22 protein-coding genes are annotated in these 19,613 nt (G+C 59.5%); 20 read left to right on the top strand and 2 right to left on the bottom strand.

Annotated features, from left to right (window positions below; all coding sequences use genetic code 11):
* Positions 1-35 precede the first annotated feature (35 nt).
* The 3 genes from M5G18_RS25850 to rpoS all read left to right on the top strand — a co-directional run bounded on the left by M5G18_RS25850 (position 36) and on the right by rpoS (position 2,878).
* The gene (locus tag M5G18_RS25850; RefSeq protein ID WP_170844894.1) at positions 36-671 is read left to right on the top strand and encodes a protein-L-isoaspartate(D-aspartate) O-methyltransferase; all 636 of its coding nucleotides are present in this window, start codon (positions 36-38) and stop codon (positions 669-671) included.
* Positions 672-882: 211 nt separating this feature from the next.
* Positions 883-1,764, top strand: coding sequence for a peptidoglycan DD-metalloendopeptidase family protein (locus tag M5G18_RS25845; protein WP_273896388.1), 882 nt, complete (start codon positions 883-885; stop codon positions 1,762-1,764).
* Between the two features lie 106 nt (positions 1,765-1,870).
* Positions 1,871-2,878, top strand: coding sequence for an RNA polymerase sigma factor RpoS (gene rpoS / locus M5G18_RS25840; RefSeq protein ID WP_007954831.1), 1,008 nt, complete (start codon positions 1,871-1,873; stop codon positions 2,876-2,878).
* A gap of 489 nt (positions 2,879-3,367) precedes the next feature.
* On the opposite strand, the gene fdxA is transcribed toward rpoS, so the two are convergent.
* Both fdxA and mutS read right to left on the bottom strand, forming a co-directional pair.
* Positions 3,368-3,691, bottom strand: coding sequence for a ferredoxin FdxA (gene fdxA / locus M5G18_RS25835; RefSeq protein WP_007908827.1), 324 nt, complete (start codon positions 3,689-3,691; stop codon positions 3,368-3,370).
* 163 nt (positions 3,692-3,854) lie between these two features.
* Positions 3,855-6,437 carry a DNA mismatch repair protein MutS gene (gene mutS / locus M5G18_RS25830; protein WP_273896389.1) on the bottom strand — a complete coding sequence of 861 codons (2,583 nt, stop codon included), beginning with the start codon at positions 6,435-6,437 and terminating at the stop codon, positions 3,855-3,857.
* Positions 6,438-6,647: 210 nt separating this feature from the next.
* Between mutS and M5G18_RS25825 the strand changes: the two genes are divergently transcribed.
* From M5G18_RS25825 to M5G18_RS25745, 17 genes are all read left to right on the top strand, one after another.
* A complete protein-coding gene (locus M5G18_RS25825; RefSeq protein ID WP_192563716.1) occupies positions 6,648-7,382 on the top strand; it encodes an XRE family transcriptional regulator in 735 nt (244 codons plus the stop codon).
* Between the two features lie 548 nt (positions 7,383-7,930).
* Positions 7,931-8,368 carry a tail fiber assembly protein gene (locus M5G18_RS25820; RefSeq protein WP_273896390.1) on the top strand — a complete coding sequence of 146 codons (438 nt, stop codon included), beginning with the start codon at positions 7,931-7,933 and terminating at the stop codon, positions 8,366-8,368.
* Positions 8,369-8,498: 130 nt separating this feature from the next.
* Positions 8,499-8,837, top strand: a complete 339-nt coding sequence (locus tag M5G18_RS25815) for a phage holin family protein (RefSeq protein WP_064593815.1) — start codon at positions 8,499-8,501, stop codon at positions 8,835-8,837.
* 73 nt (positions 8,838-8,910) lie between these two features.
* On the top strand, positions 8,911-9,432 hold the full coding sequence (locus M5G18_RS25810) for a hypothetical protein (RefSeq protein WP_273896391.1): 522 nt from the start codon (positions 8,911-8,913) through the stop codon (positions 9,430-9,432).
* A 3-nt stretch (positions 9,433-9,435) separates the two neighbouring features.
* Positions 9,436-10,044, top strand: a complete 609-nt coding sequence (locus M5G18_RS25805) for a phage baseplate assembly protein V (protein ID WP_273896392.1) — start codon at positions 9,436-9,438, stop codon at positions 10,042-10,044.
* Between the two features lie 14 nt (positions 10,045-10,058).
* Positions 10,059-10,391, top strand: a complete 333-nt coding sequence (locus tag M5G18_RS25800) for a hypothetical protein (protein WP_007954853.1) — start codon at positions 10,059-10,061, stop codon at positions 10,389-10,391.
* On the top strand, positions 10,388-11,383 hold the full coding sequence (locus M5G18_RS25795; RefSeq protein ID WP_273896393.1) for a baseplate J/gp47 family protein: 996 nt from the start codon (positions 10,388-10,390) through the stop codon (positions 11,381-11,383). The genes M5G18_RS25800 and M5G18_RS25795 overlap by 4 nt, the downstream gene beginning before the upstream one ends.
* Entirely contained in the window at positions 11,380-12,015 is a 636-nt protein-coding gene (locus tag M5G18_RS25790; protein ID WP_085612309.1) for a phage tail protein I, read from the top strand. The genes M5G18_RS25795 and M5G18_RS25790 overlap by 4 nt, the downstream gene beginning before the upstream one ends.
* Entirely contained in the window at positions 12,016-13,557 is a 1,542-nt protein-coding gene (locus M5G18_RS25785; RefSeq protein WP_273896394.1) for a phage tail protein, read from the top strand. It begins immediately after the preceding gene.
* A 10-nt stretch (positions 13,558-13,567) separates the two neighbouring features.
* Positions 13,568-13,993 carry a phage tail assembly chaperone gene (locus M5G18_RS25780; protein ID WP_273896395.1) on the top strand — a complete coding sequence of 142 codons (426 nt, stop codon included), beginning with the start codon at positions 13,568-13,570 and terminating at the stop codon, positions 13,991-13,993.
* A 100-nt stretch (positions 13,994-14,093) separates the two neighbouring features.
* Complete coding sequence (locus tag M5G18_RS25775; RefSeq protein ID WP_039771239.1) at positions 14,094-14,279, top strand: hypothetical protein; 186 nt, start codon at positions 14,094-14,096, stop codon at positions 14,277-14,279.
* A gap of 2 nt (positions 14,280-14,281) precedes the next feature.
* Entirely contained in the window at positions 14,282-15,448 is a 1,167-nt protein-coding gene (locus tag M5G18_RS25770; protein WP_074691321.1) for a phage tail sheath protein, read from the top strand.
* Positions 15,448-15,954, top strand: a complete 507-nt coding sequence (locus M5G18_RS25765; protein ID WP_007954868.1) for a phage major tail tube protein — start codon at positions 15,448-15,450, stop codon at positions 15,952-15,954. The genes M5G18_RS25770 and M5G18_RS25765 overlap by 1 nt, the downstream gene beginning before the upstream one ends.
* Positions 15,955-16,053: 99 nt before the next feature.
* On the top strand, positions 16,054-16,635 hold the full coding sequence (locus M5G18_RS25760) for a phage tail assembly protein (protein WP_221532902.1): 582 nt from the start codon (positions 16,054-16,056) through the stop codon (positions 16,633-16,635).
* A 128-nt stretch (positions 16,636-16,763) separates the two neighbouring features.
* Positions 16,764-19,025 (top strand): phage tail tape measure protein, encoded by a 2,262-nt coding sequence (locus tag M5G18_RS25755; RefSeq protein ID WP_273896396.1) that lies wholly within the window; start codon positions 16,764-16,766, stop codon positions 19,023-19,025.
* Positions 19,022-19,405 (top strand): phage tail protein, encoded by a 384-nt coding sequence (locus tag M5G18_RS25750; RefSeq protein ID WP_273896397.1) that lies wholly within the window; start codon positions 19,022-19,024, stop codon positions 19,403-19,405. The genes M5G18_RS25755 and M5G18_RS25750 overlap by 4 nt, the downstream gene beginning before the upstream one ends.
* Positions 19,398-19,610: a tail protein X gene (locus M5G18_RS25745; RefSeq protein WP_273896398.1), complete on the top strand. Its 213-nt coding sequence runs from the start codon at positions 19,398-19,400 to the stop codon at positions 19,608-19,610. The genes M5G18_RS25750 and M5G18_RS25745 overlap by 8 nt, the downstream gene beginning before the upstream one ends.
* The last annotated feature ends 3 nt before the right edge of the window (positions 19,611-19,613 follow it).

Genomic DNA, 19,613 nt, shown 5'->3' with positions numbered 1-19,613 from the left:
GTGAACAAGACGACAGGCTGCGCAGCGGCATCGGGATGACGTCCCAGCGAACCCGTGAGCGCCTGATCCAGCGTCTGTACGAAGAGGGCGTTTCCAACGCCAGCGTGCTGGAAGTGATCCGCCGCACCCCGCGACACCTGTTCGTCGATGAAGCGCTGGCGCACCGGGCCTATGAAGACACCGCGCTGCCGATCGGCAACAACCAGACCATTTCCCAGCCTTATATGGTGGCGCGCATGAGCGAGCTGCTGCTGGAGGCCGGGCCGCTGGATAAAGTGCTGGAGATCGGCACCGGTTCCGGTTACCAGACGGCAGTGCTGTCGCAACTGGTCGAGCGGGTGTTCTCGGTGGAGCGCATCAAGGTTCTGCAGGATCGGGCCAAGGAACGCCTGGTCGAGCTCAATCTGCGCAACGTGGTGTTTCGTTGGGGCGATGGCTGGGAAGGCTGGCCGGCGCTGGCGCCGTACAACGGCATTATCGTTACCGCCGTGGCCACCGATGTGCCTCAGGCTCTGCTTGATCAACTGGCACCGGGCGGGCGGATGGTGATCCCGGTCGGCTCCGGTGAAGTGCAGCAATTGATGCTGATCGTGCGCGAAGAAAACGGCTTCTCCCGACACGTTCTGGGGGCGGTGCGTTTCGTGCCATTGCTCAACGGTCCGCTGGCCTGAGCATTTGTTTCAGGATGCTGAATTCCTGTCGAGCGTGCCTGTCTTACAGCGGCAGCGAATGTTTAAACAGGATGGATCGTCTACAAGCAAACGTGTGCGCCGGGCGATAGCGCTTCTATAAAGGTAAAGCCGGTTGCGCCCGTTATACTTGCGAAGTTTCATGCCGGAATCGGCATTCCACATTTTTCAGCCACCACAAAGGGAGCGGCGGGTGAGTCTCACAGTCATTGCGCAGCGTATGGGTAACACGAGCTTTCAGCGCCTGGTGACTGGCCTTGTCTTGAGCACCTTGCTGGTCGGTTGCTCCAGCACAAAATCGAGCAACGTTCGGGTCGTCGATCGCAACAATTCGGTGGCCCAGCGCCCGGTCGTGACGACCGGGCAGTATGTAGTCCGTCCGGGCGATACTTTGTTTTCCATCGCTTTTCGCTACGGCTGGGACTACAAAGCCCTCGCTGCCCGGAACAATATTCCTACGCCATACACGATACATCCGGGTCAGACGATTCGCTTCGATGGCCGCACCGGTTCAACGTCGACTGCGGTCGTCACCAACTCCGGTTCTTCAGCGTCTTCGTCCAGTAAAACCACGGTTATCCGGCGCCAGGCAAATGGCACGACAACCACCACAACCACGGGTTCCGGTGCGGTTGCGACGACGGTTGTACCGTCCGTCGCCAACAAGCAAACACCCGCTCCATTGCCTCCACCGGGCCCGGCCCCGACTGGCTGGGGATGGCCATCTAATGGCATTCTGATTGGTAAATTCTCTTCAAACGGTAGTTTGAATAAAGGAATTGATATCGCCGGAGATTTGGGACAGCCTGTTTTAGCTGCGTCTGATGGGACGGTGGTATACGCCGGGAGTGGCTTAAGGGGCTACGGCGAATTGGTCATCATCAAACACAGCGAAACCTACGTCAGTGCTTACGGACACAACCGTCGGCTGTTGGTACGGGAGGGACAGCAGGTCAAGGTCGGACAGACAATTGCCGAAATGGGGTCAACGGGTACAGACCGGGTGAAACTGCATTTTGAGATTCGCCGACAAGGTAAACCTGTAGATCCGCTGCAGTTCCTGCCAAGACGTTGATTTGCAGACCAGCCTGTTCCGTCGCGTAGAGGGGACAGGCTCCAGCGTTGCCAAGGATAAAGGCGTCGCTTGAGCTTGGGGTCGAACTCACCAAAGGACTATAACAATGGCTCTCAGTAAAGAAGTGCCGGAGTTTGACATCGACGATGAGGTTCTCCTGATGGAGACCGGCATCGATTCGGATTCGATGTCGAATGATGAAGGGGCTGCTCCACCTTCCGTTCGTGCCAAATCCAAACACTCCGCTTCACTTAAACAACACAAGTACATCGATTACACTCGGGCACTCGATGCCACGCAGCTGTACCTCAACGAAATCGGCTTTTCCCCACTGCTCTCCCCGGAAGAAGAAGTTCATTTTGCGCGCTTGTCGCAAAGTGGCGATCCTGCCGGGCGCAAGCGCATGATCGAAAGTAACCTGCGGCTGGTGGTCAAAATCGCCCGGCGTTACGTCAATCGGGGGCTGTCGCTGCTGGATCTGATCGAAGAGGGCAACCTCGGACTGATCCGCGCGGTGGAAAAGTTCGATCCCGAGCGCGGCTTCCGTTTCTCGACCTACGCGACCTGGTGGATTCGTCAGACCATCGAACGCGCAATCATGAATCAGACCCGGACCATCCGGTTGCCGATCCATGTGGTCAAGGAGCTCAACGTGTACCTGCGGGCTGCACGGGAGCTGACGCAAAAGCTCGACCATGAACCTTCACCCGAAGAAATCGCCAACCTGCTGGAAAAACCGGTGGGCGAGGTCAAGCGCATGCTGGGCCTGAACGAGCGGGTTTCTTCGGTCGACGTCTCGCTGGGTCCGGATTCGGATAAAACCCTGCTGGACACCCTGACGGATGACCGTCCGACCGATCCGTGCGAACTGCTGCAGGATGACGACCTGTCGCAGAGCATCGATCAATGGCTCTCGGAACTGACCGACAAGCAACGCGAGGTGGTCGTGCGCCGCTTCGGCCTGCGCGGCCATGAGAGCAGTACGCTGGAAGATGTAGGCCTGGAGATCGGCCTGACCCGGGAACGGGTGAGACAGATCCAGGTAGAAGGCCTCAAGCGCCTTCGGGAAATTCTCGAGAAAAACGGCCTGTCGAGCGAGTCGCTGTTTCAATAAGCCACCCGCATGACCGCTATGCAGAAAGCCCCGACTGGTTCGGGGCTTTTTGTTGGCGCACTGAAAGCGGGATACGTTCCCAGCTTGTAGGTTTGCGTTGTAAGCCTTTGCTGACTGTATCGTAAGTGTTCGTTATTTTTATACTGCCGCTGAAGGCGATTACGCTCGTTGTTGATTCATAACTTAATGATTTGTATGGTTATTTTTTAATGTGAAGGGCTTATGACAACAGGTTCGTGCGCTGGAGGCCAGTTGCCCCCGGCGGGGAAATCTCTAGTATCTGGGTTGTGTCGACGGATAGACACGCCCTTCAAGGAAGAGGGGAACGGATATCGCAGGAAGCGATTCATCAGGACGATGAAAAGGAACACAGGGAATAGGGAAAAAATGTGGGCGGGTCAAACCGCCCCTTTTTTTTGTCTGAAGAAAAGCAAAACCCGGAAAAGCAAAAAGGCCCGCGAGGGGCCTTTTCTTCAAACGCGCGACAGATCAGCGTTCGAGGTCTTTGATCTTGCCTTTGACGCCATCCCACTCTTCGGCATCCGGCAGCGATTCTTTCTTCTCGGTGATATTCGGCCAGATTTCGGCCAATTCAACGTTCAGCTGAATGAACTCCTGCATCTCTTCCGGAACTTCGTCCTCGGAGAAAATCGCGACGGCCGGGCATTCCGGCTCGCACAGGGCGCAGTCGATGCACTCATCCGGGTGAATCACCAGGAAGTTCGGGCCTTCGTAGAAGCAGTCCACCGGACAGACTTCTACGCAGTCGGTGTACTTGCACTTGATGCAGTTGTCGGTGACGACGAAGGTCATTTCTAATTTTCTCCTCAGGCGGCGGCAGCGTTGCCCCTTCACGGTTGGGGTCGCCAGGTTCGGGAGTGATGTCTGCCAGCCAGGCTATTAGCCAGCAGCATCCCAAACCGCGCGAGATTCTAACAGCTTGAAGCCGTTTGCGTTATATCCGGTTCGTCGGTGCTTAGATCCGGTTCTTTAGTGCATAGAGTATTTCGAGTGCCCGACGCGGTGTCACGTCATCCAGATCCAGTTTCGCCAACTCATCGAGCACCGGATGCGGCAGGCTGGCAAACATGTCGCTCTGCTGCGGCGTCGCCGGTTTGCCCTTGGCGGCCGGTTTTGGCGCCTCATGCGGCAGCGCGGTATCTTCCAGGCGGCTCAAGTGCTCACGAGCGCGCACGATCACCTCGCTCGGCACACCGGCCAATTGTGCAACCGCCAGGCCATAACTCTGGCTCGCCGGGCCCGGCAACACATGGTGCAGGAACACGATGCGCTCGTTGTGTTCGGTGGCGTTGAGGTGAACGTTGGCCACCAGCGGTTCGGCTTCCGGCAAAACGGTCAGTTCGAAATAGTGCGTCGCAAACAGAGTATAGGCGCGCAGCTGCGCCAGACGCTCGGCCGCTGCCCAAGCCAGGGATAGACCGTCGAAGGTGCTGGTGCCGCGACCGACTTCGTCCATCAGCACCAGGCTGCGCTCGGTGGCGTTGTGCAGGATGTTCGCGGTTTCGCTCATTTCCACCATGAAGGTCGAGCGCCCGCCGGCGAGGTCGTCGCTGGAACCGATCCGGGTGAAGATCCGGTCCACCAGCGACAGTTCGCAACTGGCCGCCGGCACGAAGCTGCCGATGTGTGCCAGCAGCACGATCAGTGCAGTCTGGCGCATATAGGTGGATTTACCGCCCATGTTCGGGCCGGTGATCACCAGCATGCGGGTGTTGTCGTCCAGGCTCAGGTCGTTGGCCACGAACGGCGTGGTCAGTACTTGCTCGACCACCGGATGACGGCCCTGAGAAATGCGCATGCACGGTTCGCTGACGAAAGTCGGGCAATTCAGGTCGAGATTCAGCGCACGTTCGGCGAGGTTGCTCAGCACGTCCAGTTCGGCCAGCGCGCCAGCGGTGTCCTGCAACGGCGGCAACTGGCTGATCAGATCTTCCAGCAGTGCTTCGTAGAGCATCTTCTCGCGAGCCAGGGCGCGGCTCTTGGCCGACAACGCCTTGTCTTCGAACTCTTTCAGTTCTGGCGTGATGAAGCGCTCGGCACCTTTGAGGGTCTGGCGGCGGATGTAGTCTGCCGGCGCCGACTCGGCCTGCTTGCTCGGCAACTCGATGAAGTAGCCGTGAATGCGGTTGTAGCCGACTTTCAGGTTGGCGAGGCCGGTGCGGGCCTTTTCCCGGGCTTCCAGGTCGATCAGGAACTGGCCGGCGTTCTCGCTCAGCGATTGCAGCTCGTCGAGTTCACTGTCGTAACCGGTTTTCAACACGCCGCCGTCACGGATCACCGCAGGCGGGTTGTCGATGATGGCTTTTTCCAGCAGCGCCGCCAGTTCCGGGTAAGTGCTGGTGGTGGTCGCCAGGCGTTGCAGGTGCGGCGCTTCCAGATCGGTCATCGCCATTTGCAGTTCAGGCAGGGCACCGAGTGCATCACGCAGGCGAGCGAGGTCGCGAGGGCGGGCATTGCGCAAGCCGATCCGCGCCAGGATCCGCTCGATGTCGCCGATTTCCTTGAGCTGCGGTTGCAGGCTTTCGAAGCGATAGCGGTCAAGCAGGCAAGTGATCGAGGTCTGGCGAGCCAGCAGCACGGTCAGATCGCGCAGCGGACGGTTGAGCCAGCGGGTCAGCAAGCGGCTGCCCATCGCGGTCTGGCAACGGTCGACCACCGATTGCAGGGTATTGTCGCGGCCGCCGGCCAGGTTGGTATCGAGTTCGAGGTTGCGGCGGCTGGCGCCGTCCAGCACCACGGTGTCGTCCAGCCGTTCATGACGCAGGCTGCGCAGATGGGGCAGGGCGGTGCGCTGGGTTTCCTTGGCATACGCCAGCAGGCAACCGGCGGCGCCGATCGCCAGAGTCAGGGTTTCGCAGCCAAAGCCTTTCAGGTCTTGGGTGGAGAATTGCTGGCAGAGACTTTTCAGCGCCGAGTCGCGCTCGAAATCCCACGGTGCACGACGACGTACGCCACGGCGTTTTTCCGCCGGCAGATCCTTTGGCCAGTCATCCGGGATCAGCAATTCCACCGGATTGACCCGCTCCAGCTCCGCCAGCAGGTTCTCCCAGCCCTTGATTTCCAGCACGGTGAAGTTGCCGCTGGTGATGTCCAGCACGGCGAGGCCGAACAGGCGCTCGTCACCCAGTACCGCCGCGATCAGGTTATCGCGACGCTCGTCGAGCAGTGCCTCATCGCTGACCGTGCCTGGGGTGATGATGCGGACCACCTGGCGTTCCACCGGGCCTTTGCTCGTGGCCGGATCACCAACCTGTTCGCAGATCACCACCGACTCGCCGAGCTTGACCAGCTTCGCCAGGTAGCCTTCCGCCGCGTGATACGGAATCCCGCACATCGGAATCGCCTGACCCGCCGACTGCCCGCGCGCGGTCAGGGTGATGTCCAGCAACTTGGCCGCCTTCTTCGCGTCTTCGTAGAAGATCTCGTAGAAGTCGCCCATGCGGTAGAACATCAGCTGGTCCGGGTGCTGATTCTTCAGGCGCCAGTACTGCTGCATCATCGGAGTGTGGGAGGACAGGTCGGAGACGGCTTTATTCATCGGATTGTCAGGCAACTCGTTCAAAGGTGTGGGGCAAAAGCGCGGCAGTGGCCGGGCATTTCCGCGATGGGCGCAAGATTACCATGGGCGGTCTGTCGGACGCAGGCATCGCGGCCGGGTGACATGCATAGGCTGTAAAAAGGTCGACTATGCACGATTTATGCAAATCAGCATTTGTCTTCGCGAAAAACTTCAAGCACTATGCGCGTTATGCAAAAACGCAACGTATCTACCGTCTTAAGAGCACTGCTCGACCAGCACGGGATCTCCCCCACGGAGCTCCACCGTCGCACCGGCGTGCCTCAATCCACGCTCTCGCGGATTCTCAGCGGGAAGATCGTCGATCCTTCGGATAAACACATCTCGAAGATCGCCGAGTACTTTGCCGTGAGCACCGATCAGTTGCGCGGGCGCGCAGATGTTGCGCCCACCGCCAACGCCGGACGCGACGAGTTGCATTCCGAACTCAAGGACATAAGCCTGTGGGACGACGACACGCCCGTCGATGACGACGAGGTGTCGGTGCCCTTTCTTCGCGAGGTTGAATTGGCTGCTGGATCAGGAAGATTCGTCATCGAAGAGAGCGAGCGCTCCAGCCTGCGCTTCGGCAAGCGCAGCCTGCGCCATAACGGTGTGCAGTTCGACCAGGCCAAATGCGTGACGGTACGGGGCAACAGCATGTTGCCGGTGCTGCGCGACGGTGCCACGGTCGGGGTCAATGCCGGCAAGTGCGGTATTGGCGACATCATCGATGGCGACCTTTATGCGATCAACCACAACGGTCAATTGCGAGTGAAGCAGCTCTATCGCCTGCCTACCGGTATCCGTCTGCGCAGCTTCAATCGCGATGAACACCCGGACGAGGATTACAGCTTCCAGGATATGCAGGAAGAGCAGATCGTCATCCTCGGTCACGTCTTCTGGTGGGGCATGTACGCCCGGTAACCTGATTCCTTTCTGACAAAACCCGCCTCGGCGGGTTTTTTTTCGCCCGTAGAAAACCGGCCAACCCTTGAACGACGGGGCTTTCATGCATTCGCGCATTTCTTGTGCATAAATAAATGCATTTACGCATTGACTGTATATGCATCCATGCATACTCTTGCCACCAAGCCGCTCGACAAAGCGGCTGGCAACAACAGCTCTTTAGTTCCACAAGAACAGGCAGCGATGAACCGGCCTCAACGGTTCAGAGGGTTGGCAACTGACCCGGGTGTGCAGCGTAAAGCACCAGAAGCAGTTATCCGGCGGGCAGGGACCGCGGTCGGAAAAACAATTTGAATGGACTCGTACCGCGCCAGTAGCGCCGAAAAGTCAGCTTCCTTCACGTACACAGGATTGAAGGAAGGCGAAGGAGCGCATTACTGAAAAGCCCGGCGAACTGCCGGGCTTTTTGGAATGCCTGCCTGAGAACCGCACGCTGGAGAAATCAGTGACGCATAAGCGGGTATGCAGAGAACAAAAAATCCCATTAGTACCAGCAGGAGAAATGAATGAACCGTTATGCATTTGTTCGATTCAACTATTCGAAACCGTTTAACAAAGTTCTGCGGATTGTAGAGGCCGAGGAAACGCCGACCTTCATTCCGGAAGAGGCAGGGCTATCCAATGGTTTTTGGGTTGATATCACCGCTAACCCCGCAGTCCAGGTGGGCTGGAAGGGTTCAAACCTGACCGGTGAATGGATCTTCAGCGAGCCCACCTTTCAAGACCTTGAAAAAGACGTGGCTCAAGAGGTTCTGGAGTTGCTGAATACGGCTGATCAATGGCTGATGCTCAATCCCCTGCAATACAAGGTGGATCTGGGTGTTGCAACGCCGGCAGAAGGGGCCCAGCTGCTTGCTTACAAGCAGTATTGCGTTGGAGTCAGCGAAATGAAAAAGCAATCCGGCTATCCGTACACGGTCACCTGGCCGGTAGCACCCTTCTGATTCAACCCCGATATCGAGAGCGCATTACTGAAAAGCCCGGCCAGTTGCCGGGCTTTTTGGAATGCCTACCTCAAGAGAAACCGATTGAACCCAACACACACTATTCATCCATCACACCAGGAGGCGTGACATGACAAACGAGCAACAAGCGTTGGCGGACATGCCGATCTGGCTGGTCATTCTGCTCGCCCTGGTGGGCGGCGTATCCGGCGAAATGTGGCGCGCTGACAAGGAGGGCGCCCGCGGTTGGGCGTTGATCCGGCGTCTGGCGTTGCGCTCCGGGGCCTGCGTCATCTGCGGCGTGTCGGCGATCATGCTGCTGTATGCCGCCGGTATGTCCATCTGGGCCGCGTGCGCGATCGGTTGCCTGACAGCAATGGCCGGTGCCGACGTCGCCATCGGACTTTACGAGCGCTGGGCCGCCAAGCGCATTGGCGTCTGCGAAATCCCGCCCCGCGACTCACAGTAAACCCTTCACTTTCCTGCCTCGCTGCACTGTGTGCGGCGGGAATTCGCGTGGACATCAGAAAAGGAGGTCAAGCATGCCCACACCGATCCAGCAGCCTTCGCAGTTGTTCACGGCGATCGCGACAGTCTTGCGCAACAACCCCGACCTGAACATGCAGGTCGGCAATCACGATGACTTCACGGTCCCCGGCGACAAGGCCTGGGTGCTGATCGACATCGAGCGAAACGCACCGGGAGCGCGCGCCGCCAACGGACGCATCGCTCATGTGCTGACGCTGTCGCTGCAAGTCATTCCGGCGCTGTCCGCCACGGCGTTTGCCGCCTGTGACCTGATCGCCGCCTTGAAGAATCTGGTCACCGACAATCGCTGGGGCCTGTCCGGCGAGCAATGCGATCTGCCGATGAATATCGATGGAATGCCGTCGTTGCTCATCCGCGCCGATCAGCCGAACAAGGCCTGGACGCTGTCCTTCAGCCAGACCCTCTACCTCGGCCCGACCCTGCTGGACGACCCGCTCGGTACACCGAAATTCGCCCGCACCTGGGAAGTCAGCGACATCGACGACCCCGACCAATACACCTCGCTGGAGGCCTGACCGATGTTCGACGCGTTACTGCGAATGCAGCTGGGCCCGATCATCGAGCGTCTGGCGGAAATGGAAGCCGAGATCGAAGACCTGCACCGGCGCGCCGAGAGTTATTGCCGCATCGGCATCTGTCAGGACGTCGACGCCGCGAGCAACACCTGCAGGGTCAGCCACGGTGGTTTGCTCACCCCGGCCATCAAGTTCTTCAACCCGAGCGCCGGCGCGCAGAGCGAGTCGCGGATCCCGACGGTGGGCGAACAGTGTCTGCTGTTCAACTACGGCAGCGGTGAAAGCGGCGCGCAAAGCGTGGCGCTGTTCGGCCTGAACAGCGACCGCTTTCCGCCGACCTCGACGGTGCCGACGTTGACTCGTCGCGTCCATCAGGACGGCAGCGAAAGCGGCTACGACGACGCCACGCACACGCTGCATTGGCAAAACGGTCCGGCAGCCTTCAACGGTTCTCGCGAAGCGCTTGAGCTGAGCATCGGGCCGGCACGGCTGGCAATGACTCCGCAAGCGATCAACCTGCAACTGGGCGCCGTCGGCCTGACCATCGACGCCTCGGGCGTGCATTTCAGCGGCCCGTTGGTGGATCACCAGGGCCGCGTCATCAGCCCCTGAATCAAGAGCTTCCCATGATCGGAATCGATAGAGACAGCGGGGCCACGGTCGACGACTGGCTGCAGTTCGTGCAGCGCGCGACCCGGGCCCTGACCACGCCGCTGGGCACCCGGCAAAAACGGCCCTTGTACGGTTCGTTGATCCCCACGCTGCTGGGGCAGAACCTGGGCGACGACATCCTGTTGCTCGCCCAGAGCCACGCGGCTCAGGCGTTCTACAACCCGCAAAACGGCATCGGCGATTTCCAGCCCGGCGTGATCGTCGCCACCCGACAGGGCGCCGGTTTGCTGCTGCGGTTTGCCGGCACCTGGAAAAATCGCCAACAGACTTTCGAGGTCGTGACATGAGCATGTTGATCCCCGGCCAGAACCAGTTGGCCGAACCCTCCTTGATCAAGGTCGATGCGTTCGAGGACCTGCTCGCCGAGTTCAAGACTTTCGTCATCGAGTACGTCGGCGCACGTTCGCCGCAGAGCGCGGAAAAACTCAAGACCAGCCTGGAAAACGAAAGCGAACTGCTGACCCTGGCGCTCGAAGCTTTCTGCGTTCGCCTGCAAACCCACGAACGAAAATACAACGCCCGGATCAAGCAGATGCTGGCGTGGTGGGCCACCGGCAGCAACCTTGATGCGCGGTTGGCGGACATGGGCCTGGAGCGACAGTTGCTCGATCCGGGCGACCCGGCGGCATTCCCGCCAGTGCCGGCAATCTACGAGAGCGACGACGATGCCCGGCTGCGCTATTACCTGGCGCCCCATGCGCCGGCGGCGGGGTCGCGGATGCAGTATCGCCGCGAGGTCTTCACTCTCGGCGAACGGCCGACGGTGAAAGTCGAATCCACCGATGCGGGCGTTGTGAACGTCACTTACACCTTTGACCCGGACGGCCTCGCCGCGCAGGTCAAGGACGGTAACGGTCGCCGCACCTCGCCTGGCGAAGTGCAAGTCACCGTGCTTGCCCGCGAGGGCGACGGTACTCCGTCCTCGACTTTGCTCGAAGGCGTGCGTCGACACTTTGCCCGGCCTGATGTTTGCCCGGAAACAGACAAGGTCACCGTCAAAGCTGCTGAGATTCAGCGCTACAAAATCCGCGTCGTGGCAAAGATCAATTCCGGCCCGGATTCGGGCCTGACCAAAGTCGCCGCGCAGCAGCATTTGCAGGCCTACGCCGACAGTTGCCATCGCCTGGAAGGCCGGGTCGACCCGAGCTGGATCGACTACACGCTGCACAGCGCCGGCGCCGTGCAACTGCAGGTCCTTGAACCGCTGGATTCCGTTGTGTGCTCGGCGTTTCAAGCGCCGTACTGCACGGCGGTCGAAGTCGAGGTGCAGACGCTATGACCGATCAGACACCGCGTCCGACCCTGCTGCCGGCCAACAGCTCGGCGCTGGAACGGGCCCTCGACATTGGCTTCGGCGCACTGCTTGATCGCGTCGCGCCGCCGTTTCCCGAACTGATGAACCCGGCCTCGACACCCGTCGCGTTCCTGCCGTATCTCGCAGCGGATCGCGGGGTGGCCGAATGGAGCACCGACGCACCGGAAGCGGAAAAGCGCCTGACCGTCGAACTGGCCTGGCCCACCGCACGTCAGGCCGGCACCCGCAAGGCGCTGGAAAACGCTGCCAAGGGGTTGCAACTCCGGCCGGAAATCCGCGCCTGGTACGAACAGACCCCGCCCGGCGAGCCCTACAGCTTTTCCGTGCGGGCCTTCAGCGAACAACCCTACAGCGAAGAAATCGACGCCCGTCTCGACCGGCGCCTGGCTGATGCCAAGAGCGAGCGGGACGTGCTGTCGGTGTCGGTCGGCCTCAGCGCATTCGGCAACCACGTCATCGGCGCCGCGACCTTCTGCGGTGAGCTGACCACGGTTTATCCGGTGTTCCTCGAAGGGCTCGAGACATCCGGCGAGGCCTTCATGGCGGCTGCGCTGTACACCGTCGAAACATCCACTATTTATCCTCAGGGGGCCTGAATGGCTGACTATTACACCCTGCTTACCAACGCAGGGATTGCCTACGAAACCGCCTGCAAGGCGGCGGGCGTACCGATCAAGTTGACGCAGATTTCCGTCGGCGACGGTGGTGAGGGCGGGGTCTACAACCCGGCCGCAACCGCCACCGCGCTGAAGCGCGAAGTCTGGCGCGGTCCGCTCAACGCGTTGTTCCAGGACGAGAAGAATCCGAGCTGGCTGCTCGCCGAAGTCACCATTCCGCCGGACGTCGGCGGCTGGTACGTGCGTGAAGCGGGTCTGTGGACCGACACCGGCATTCTCTACGCCATCGTCAAATACCCGGAGTCGTTCAAGCCGGTGCTGGCCACGTCGGGCTCGGGCAAAGAGTTCTACATTCGCTCGATTTTCGAGACCGGCAATGCCTCGCTGGTAACGCTGCTGATCGATGACACGGTGGTCAAGGCCACTCGTGCGTGGGTGGCCGGGTACGTGGCCGATGAACTATCCAAGCTTGATGCCAAGCAATCCGTACGAGTGGCAACTACGGGCAATATTGTATTGAAGGCGGCACAAACCATTGATGGTGTTGCGGTCGTTGCGGGGGATCGGGTGCTGGTGAAGAACCAGACGTTATCGAAAGACAATGGGTTGTACGTTGTTGCGAACGATGTTTGGGTTCGCGCAAAAGATGCTGACTCAAACTTGAAAGTAACTTCTGGCCTTAACGTATCCGTTGAGCAAGGCACAACTCAGGCTGACACGATCTGGCAGCTGGTTACCGATGGTCCGGTATTGCTTGGCACTACCGCTTTGGTGTTTCAGAACATCACCTACGGTTTTGCGCCGCTCAGTTCACCTGCGTTTTCTGGCACCCCGACAGCGCCGACAGCTAATGTTTTTAGTAATGACGATGCTCTGGCAACGACCAGGTTTGTTCAGCGCGCGCTTGGCAGTTATGCCGGCCAGACGAACTATGCCACCAACACCCAGTTGACCGTTGCCGACGTCGGGAGACTGTCGATCTTCACTGAGCCCGGTTTGACGGCAACGCTTCCTGACTGGAACAGCGTTCCGCCAGGTGGCCTGGTTCATCTGACAACCACTGCGGGGTTGACAGTAAAAACCCGGTCCTCGGAAAGCATTAGCGCTGTAAATACGACCAGTTTGGCGAGCGTTGTGCTTCAACCCGGAAACTTTGCGGTTTTCCGACGCCTTTTGCTGGGGCCCGGCTGGAGTCTGGACTCGGGTGATGCCGCTTTGAAGTATTCGCCGTTGTTTCAAGCGTCGCTAACTGGGGCCAATGGTTACAAAAAAGATCCTAGCGGACTGATCGAGCAATGGGGGTTTGTTCCTTCGTACAACACTGGCGGAAATATTTCGGTGGTGTACCCGATAGCCTTTCCCAATGGTGTGCTTTCAATCACGACTCAGCGACTGGATGGAGTCATTTCTGCTGGAACGATCGTGATCACTCAGATGCCGGGGACAGGATTCACTTTTGTTGATACCGCCGGCCCGGCGGGCGATGTCAATTCGATATTTTGGTCTGCGAAGGGCAGGTAAGGAGGCATTCATGTATTACTCACCATCAAAGAACGGCTTTTTTGATTCTGACCTTACAGGTCCGCTTCCAGACGATGTTGTAGAGATCAGCATTGAGGAACACTTTCGCCTGTTGGAAGGGCAGAGTCAGGGGCAGATCATTTCGGCTGGAGCTGATGGGAAACCTGTATTGAGACCGCGTCCAAAGCTGACATTCGAGCAATTGTCGACAATCGAGCGTTTTTGGCGCGATCGGCGACTGTCTGATACGGATGGCATAGTCGCCAGACACCGTGATGAGCTTGAGGACAATCATAAATCGTCGTTGTCACTGGACGAGTATGTCCAGTTGCAAGCTTACCGCCGTGCCCTGCGTAACTGGCCGGAAACGGGAGAGTTTCCATTGTCGGAACATCGCCCCCAAGCGCCAGAGTGGTTGTTGCAGCAGGCTCAATAAACGCCCCGCATCCCGGGGCGTTTTCTTTCCCCCCAAAAACATTCAACACCCGCCAAAGCCCCTCAACGCAGGGGCTTTCCCGTTTATGGAGAAACGAAAAATGGCAACCCGCCAAACCTACACCGTGCTCGTTCCATTCCCCACCGGCGGTGGGCACTGGTCGAGCGTCGGCCAGGAACTCGATCTGCTCGACGTCGAGGCCAGTGCCCTGCACAGCGCCGGTCGACTGGAGCTGAAAACACCTACCACCAAGGCCGTGAAGGCCGCTGCCAAGAAGGCTGACTGACTATGGCTGAGGTTCTGAACTTCGAGCACAACGGCATTACCGTCAATGCCACCGAATCCCCCGAGGCCATGGGTGGCCTGGGTGACAACGTCATCGGTCTGGTCGGCACCGCGCCGAAAGCCGATCCGCTGATTCCGCGTAACGCACCGTTTCGCATCAACAGCTTCACCACCCATGCGCTGCTCGATCCGACAGGTTCGGAAGAGGGCACGCTGTACCACGCCGTTTACCAGATCCTCAAAGTGGTCAAGGTGCCGGTCTACGTGGTGATCGTCGAAGCGGGCGCGACCCCGGCCGACACCGTCAACGCAGTCATCGGCGGCGTTGAGCCAGCCACCGGCCGCAAACTCGGTCTGGCGGCACTGGGCAGCGTCCCGGAAGACCTGACCATCATCGGCGCGCCGGGCTTCACCGGCACCAAGGCTGTGGCCAGCGAGTTCGCCTCGTTCGGCAAGCGCATCAAGGCCCGTGTGGTACTGGACGGCAAGGATGCTTCGGTCGCTGACCAGGTGCTGTACAGCCAGGAACTGGGCGGTGCGGATCTGGGTTTCGACCGTTGCCTGGTGGTGCACAACATGCCGGCCGTGTACTCGAAAGCCGCGAAGAAAAACGTGTTCCTCGCGCCATCCAGTCTGGCGATTGCCGCGCTGGCCAAGGTCAAGCAATGGGAAAGCCCGGGCAACCAGGTGACCTACGCCGAAGACGTGTCGCGGGTCGTCGAGTACAACATCCTCGACACCTCCACCGAAGGCGATCTGCTGAACCGCTACGGCGTCAGCTACTACGCCCGCACCATCCTTGGCGGCTTCTCGCTGCTGGGCAACCGCTCGATCACCGGCAAGTTCATCAGCTACGTCGGTCTGGAAGACGCCATCAGCCGCAAGCTGGTGAAGGCTGGCCAGAAAGCCATGGCCAAGAACCTGACCAAGTCGTTCATGGATCAGGAAGTCAAACGCATCAACGACTGGCTGCAAACCCTGGTCGCCGACGAAACCATTCCCGGCGGCAGCGTGTATCTGCACCCGGAACTCAACAGCGTCGAGAAGTACAAGAACGGCACCTGGTACGTGGTCATCGACTACGGCCGCTACGCGCCGAACGAACACATGGTTTATCAACTCAACGCCCGCGATGAAATCATCGAGCAGTTCCTGGAGGACGTTCTCTAATGTTTACCAACCGCGTAAGACAGGCCATCGCGGCCACCCTGCAAGGCCTGCCATTGTCGGCGACCGTGGAGGAATTCACTCCGCCGAAAATCGAATTCGATGTGGAAGAGATGCGTGGCGGCCGTTTCATCGTCGAAGAAATGGCCAAGGGCGGCAAAGCGCTCAATGCCAAGTTGACCCTGCAAGGCATGGGCACCGAAGTCATGCTCGCACTGGGTGTGAAGCTGGGCGACGACATCCTGCTGAACGTGCGTGAAGGCGGTCAGGATCAGGATGGCAACACCTGGTTCACCTACCACACCGTCGGCGGCAAGCTGAAATCCCTGGAGGAAACCGCGGTGAAGATGGGTGAAAAACCCAAGACCAACCTGGAGCTCTCCTGCCGCACCTACAACCGCCTGGAAAACGGCGTGCCGGTGATCGACATCGACGTGCGCACCCAGAAGTTCGTGCTCAACGGCGTCGACATCCTCGGTGATGCCCGTCGTGCGGTGCTGATGCCGTAAGCCTCGGCCAAAGGCAATCAGAAAACCCTGTGGGAGTGGGCAAACCCCGCTCCCACAAGGGACTGCAACACCCCTCAAGAATCACCAAGGAATTCATACATGTCGTGGATGCCACCCAAGCATGACCTGCTGTCGCCGATCACCGGTGACGACGGCTCGCAGATCGAATCGATCCAGCTCAAGCCGCTGTTCTACGCCGCCCAGAAAGAAGCGCTGGAACGCGCAGGCGACGATGAAGACGACCAGTTCTTCGAACTGGCGCTGCTGGCCACCGGCTTGTCGGTCAAGGAACTCGACCAGCTCAAACGCCCGGACTACGTGACCATCGCGCAGTACGTGCACGAAGTCTCGACCCGTCCGGCGTCGTTCTTTCTCGACCAGGTCGAAGACGCGGAACAGTCCGACGATCCCGACCAGGTGCAACTGTTGTTGCCGCTCGCCGTCACCGGCCGCACCGTGACTTCGCTGAGCCTGGAAATGCCGGCGCTGCGTGCCACAAAAGTGATGAAGAAACTGAAAACGGCCAAGGAACGCGCCGAGTTCATCACCGCCCATTGCACCGGGCTGATGATCCCCGATCTGGCCCTGTTGAGCGTGCCTGACTGGACGCAATTGCAGGTGCGCATCGACGATTTTTTAAACCAGCCGGCGGCCTTCTTTCAGAACGCGACATCGAAGTAATCCTCGATATCGTGCCGCTCATTTACCCGGTAAGTGAGGCGGAGATTCTGGAGTGGGACGCCGAAAAGGCGTTGCGCCGCTACGACATAGCGATCACTCGCCTTGGCGTGAAACAGGAGTAGAGCGGCATGGCAGAGAGCAAATTTGCGCTCGCATACGCCAATGAGCGTGGCAACGCAGCAGCCGGGTTGGCGGTGCCCGATGGCCTTGGCAATCCGCTACTGGACTTGAACCTGACAATGGCGCTGGCGAGCGCGGATATTCGCTTGCTCACGCAGGAGCAGATCAAGCTGCGGGAACTGCTGGTCAGCCAGCAGTCGTTGTTCAAGGTCGTCACGGCGCCGCCAGCCGCCAATAGTGAGCCGAAGTCAAAACTCAAGGCGGAAATCGAGCAGCGCCCGCCACCGAAAAGACTGCAATCGGCGATGGCCAACGAGACGGCGCTGGTTGAATTGAATCAGGTGCTGCACCTGAGCACGAAATCGCTTCAGGCTCTTTCGGAAAAGAACCTGGAAATCGCCAGTGATAAACGGGTTGCCCCCAGCGGGGCTACCGGCGCGGATCTGTTGCAAGTGCAACTCGCCGGGCTGCGCTCCGGCATCAGTGATGGTCTGAAGGGCGAGCAGAAAACCGAGGCGTTACAGGATTTCTCCCGTGATGCCGCCGTCAATGCCTCGGCCTTCAAGATGGATGTCAAGGCGGCTGGCGAAATGTTGTCGGGCTGGCGCACCACTCTGAAGCTTGATCGGGTGCAGAGCCAGGATCTGGCAGACGCAACCAACTACCTTGGCAACAGCGGCCTGAACGTCAAAGCTGCGGACATCGGCTCCGTCGTTCAAAGCGCCGGTGAGGACGCCAAGGCTGCCGGGATGACACCCGAGCAAGTGGCTGCACTTGCGGCAGCGTTCCTCAACAGCGGCGCTGACAAGACCGATGCCGGAGCGGCGCTGAAGAGTTTCACGACGGTTCTGGGCAAGGGAGAATCCGCATCGTCGGCGCAGCGCTCGGCCTGGGCCGACATAGGTCTGAACCCGGAGTCGCTCGCGCACGGGATGAGTGGCAATGCACCCAAAACGATCGAGCTGGTTCTGAAACAACTCAAGCAACAGCCTGAAGAGAAACAGGCTTCGCTGACTAAAACGCTGTTTGGCAACAATGACGCAATCCTCGAGTTGTTGAAGAAGCCTGAGGATGTTCAAACGGCGTTCAAGCTGGTTGCTGACAAGTCCCTGTATGCAGGCTCGACGGGAAAAACCGCTGAGGCTTATGGCAATACATCGCAGGGACGCTGGAATGCGCTGGATGCGAGTCTCAACCGGCTGTCCACGGCAGTCGGCAATGCATTGGCCCCGGTGACAGACGGCATTGCCATCGGGCTTACTGCGGTGGTCAATGGACTGAGCGCAGCGGCCGAAACCTTCCCGTTCGTCACCGCTGCTCTGACACTGCTTGGGGTGGCTGCCACGCCGTTCGTGGCGGGCGCTCTGAAAACCGGCGTGTCTGCGGTGCTTGATGCGGTCTCCACGAGACTTCTGCGCCTGGCCGCAGCACGGTTACCGTCCGAAGTCGGCGATATGCTCACCGGTGACGACGACAACGGTGGCGGCCGCAAAAAGAAACGATCGTCTCGCAAGTCGGGTCAGGGCAAGCAGGCCAAAGCCTCTGCGAAAAGTGCTCAGCCCAGCAAGCCCGCGGTTCGTCAAAGCCTGGGCAATCGCCTGCGCGGTGCAGCGATGAAGGTCATGCCTTCGATCAAGCGTGCGGCTGCCAGGGTCTTGCCTGCGGTGCGGAGCGCTGGAGCCAAGGTCTTGCCTGCGATGCGGAGTGCCGGAGCCAAGGTCATGCCTGCGGTGCGGAGCTTCGGAGCCAAGGTCATGCCGATGCTGTCCCGGATGGGACCTTTAGCGGGTAAGGTCGCTGTCCCGTTAATGGTGGCGCACGCCGCTTACACAGGTCTCAAAGGCGTGCGAGAAGGTGATGAAAAAGCGGTGGGAAGCGCAAAGGGTGAGCTGGCGGGGACAGCCATTGGCGCTCTGGTCGGCTCGTTTATTCTTCCAGGTTTCGGTACTGCCATCGGGAGTATCGCGGGTGGATATTTCGGCTCATTGCTGGGAGAAGCACTCGCAGACCCGCCCGCCGACAAACTCGCTGCGCCGGGAGATGTCGCGAAAAATCTGGTCAACGCTCCCACTCAAAGTCAAAACCAGCAAGTCACCTTCTCCCCACTGATCCAGGTCACCTGTCCGGCACCGGACACTGCCGAGCAGATTCGCTCGATCATCGGGCAACAACTGAGCGGACAATTCCACGGCGAGTTCCTGCCGCTGTTGACCAACAACCCGCTCGCCACCCGCCGCGACGCAGCCCTGACCGATGGAGTCGCCCGATGAAACAACAAATGGCACTGGGCAGTTTCATCTTCGGACTGTCCCGGGATTTTGCGTACAGCACGCTGTCGCGAAAATCCGAGGGTGGCTGGACCGAGTTGCAGATCCTCAACAGCAAACCCAGATCCCATCAGACAGGGCAGAAGCCCGAATCCCTGACCATCGGCGGCACCTCGATGTACGCCGTGGGGATGGAGCGACTCGATGAGCTGCGTGCGCTGCAAGCGTTGAGAGTGCCGTTGCCGTTGATTGACGGCATTGGTCGCAACTGGGGTTTGTGGCGGATCAACAGCATCGATGAAAACCAGAGCGAGGTCATCGATGACGGCACCGCGATGGTGATCAAGTGGGTCATCGGATTGTCGGAGTTCAACAATGCGTAAGGTACGAAGCGTGGCCGGGGATTCGGTGAATCTGTTGCTCTACCGCGAAACCGGTCACAGCGATGACAGCGCCGAAGAAGCCCTGTGGACACTCAACCCGACCCTGGCCGAGCACGGCCCGATCCTGCCGGCAGGTGTCTGGGTGACGCTGCCGGAGCTCGACAGCAGACCGGCCGCAATCAAACCGGTTCTGGCCTGGGATTAAGGA

Origin of the sequence: Pseudomonas aphyarum (assembly GCF_028657055.1) — a bacterium.
GTDB lineage: Bacteria > Pseudomonadota > Gammaproteobacteria > Pseudomonadales > Pseudomonadaceae > Aquipseudomonas > Aquipseudomonas aphyarum.
Note: the sequence above shows the minus strand (reverse complement) of the source record. Positions and strands in the feature narration are given on the sequence as shown.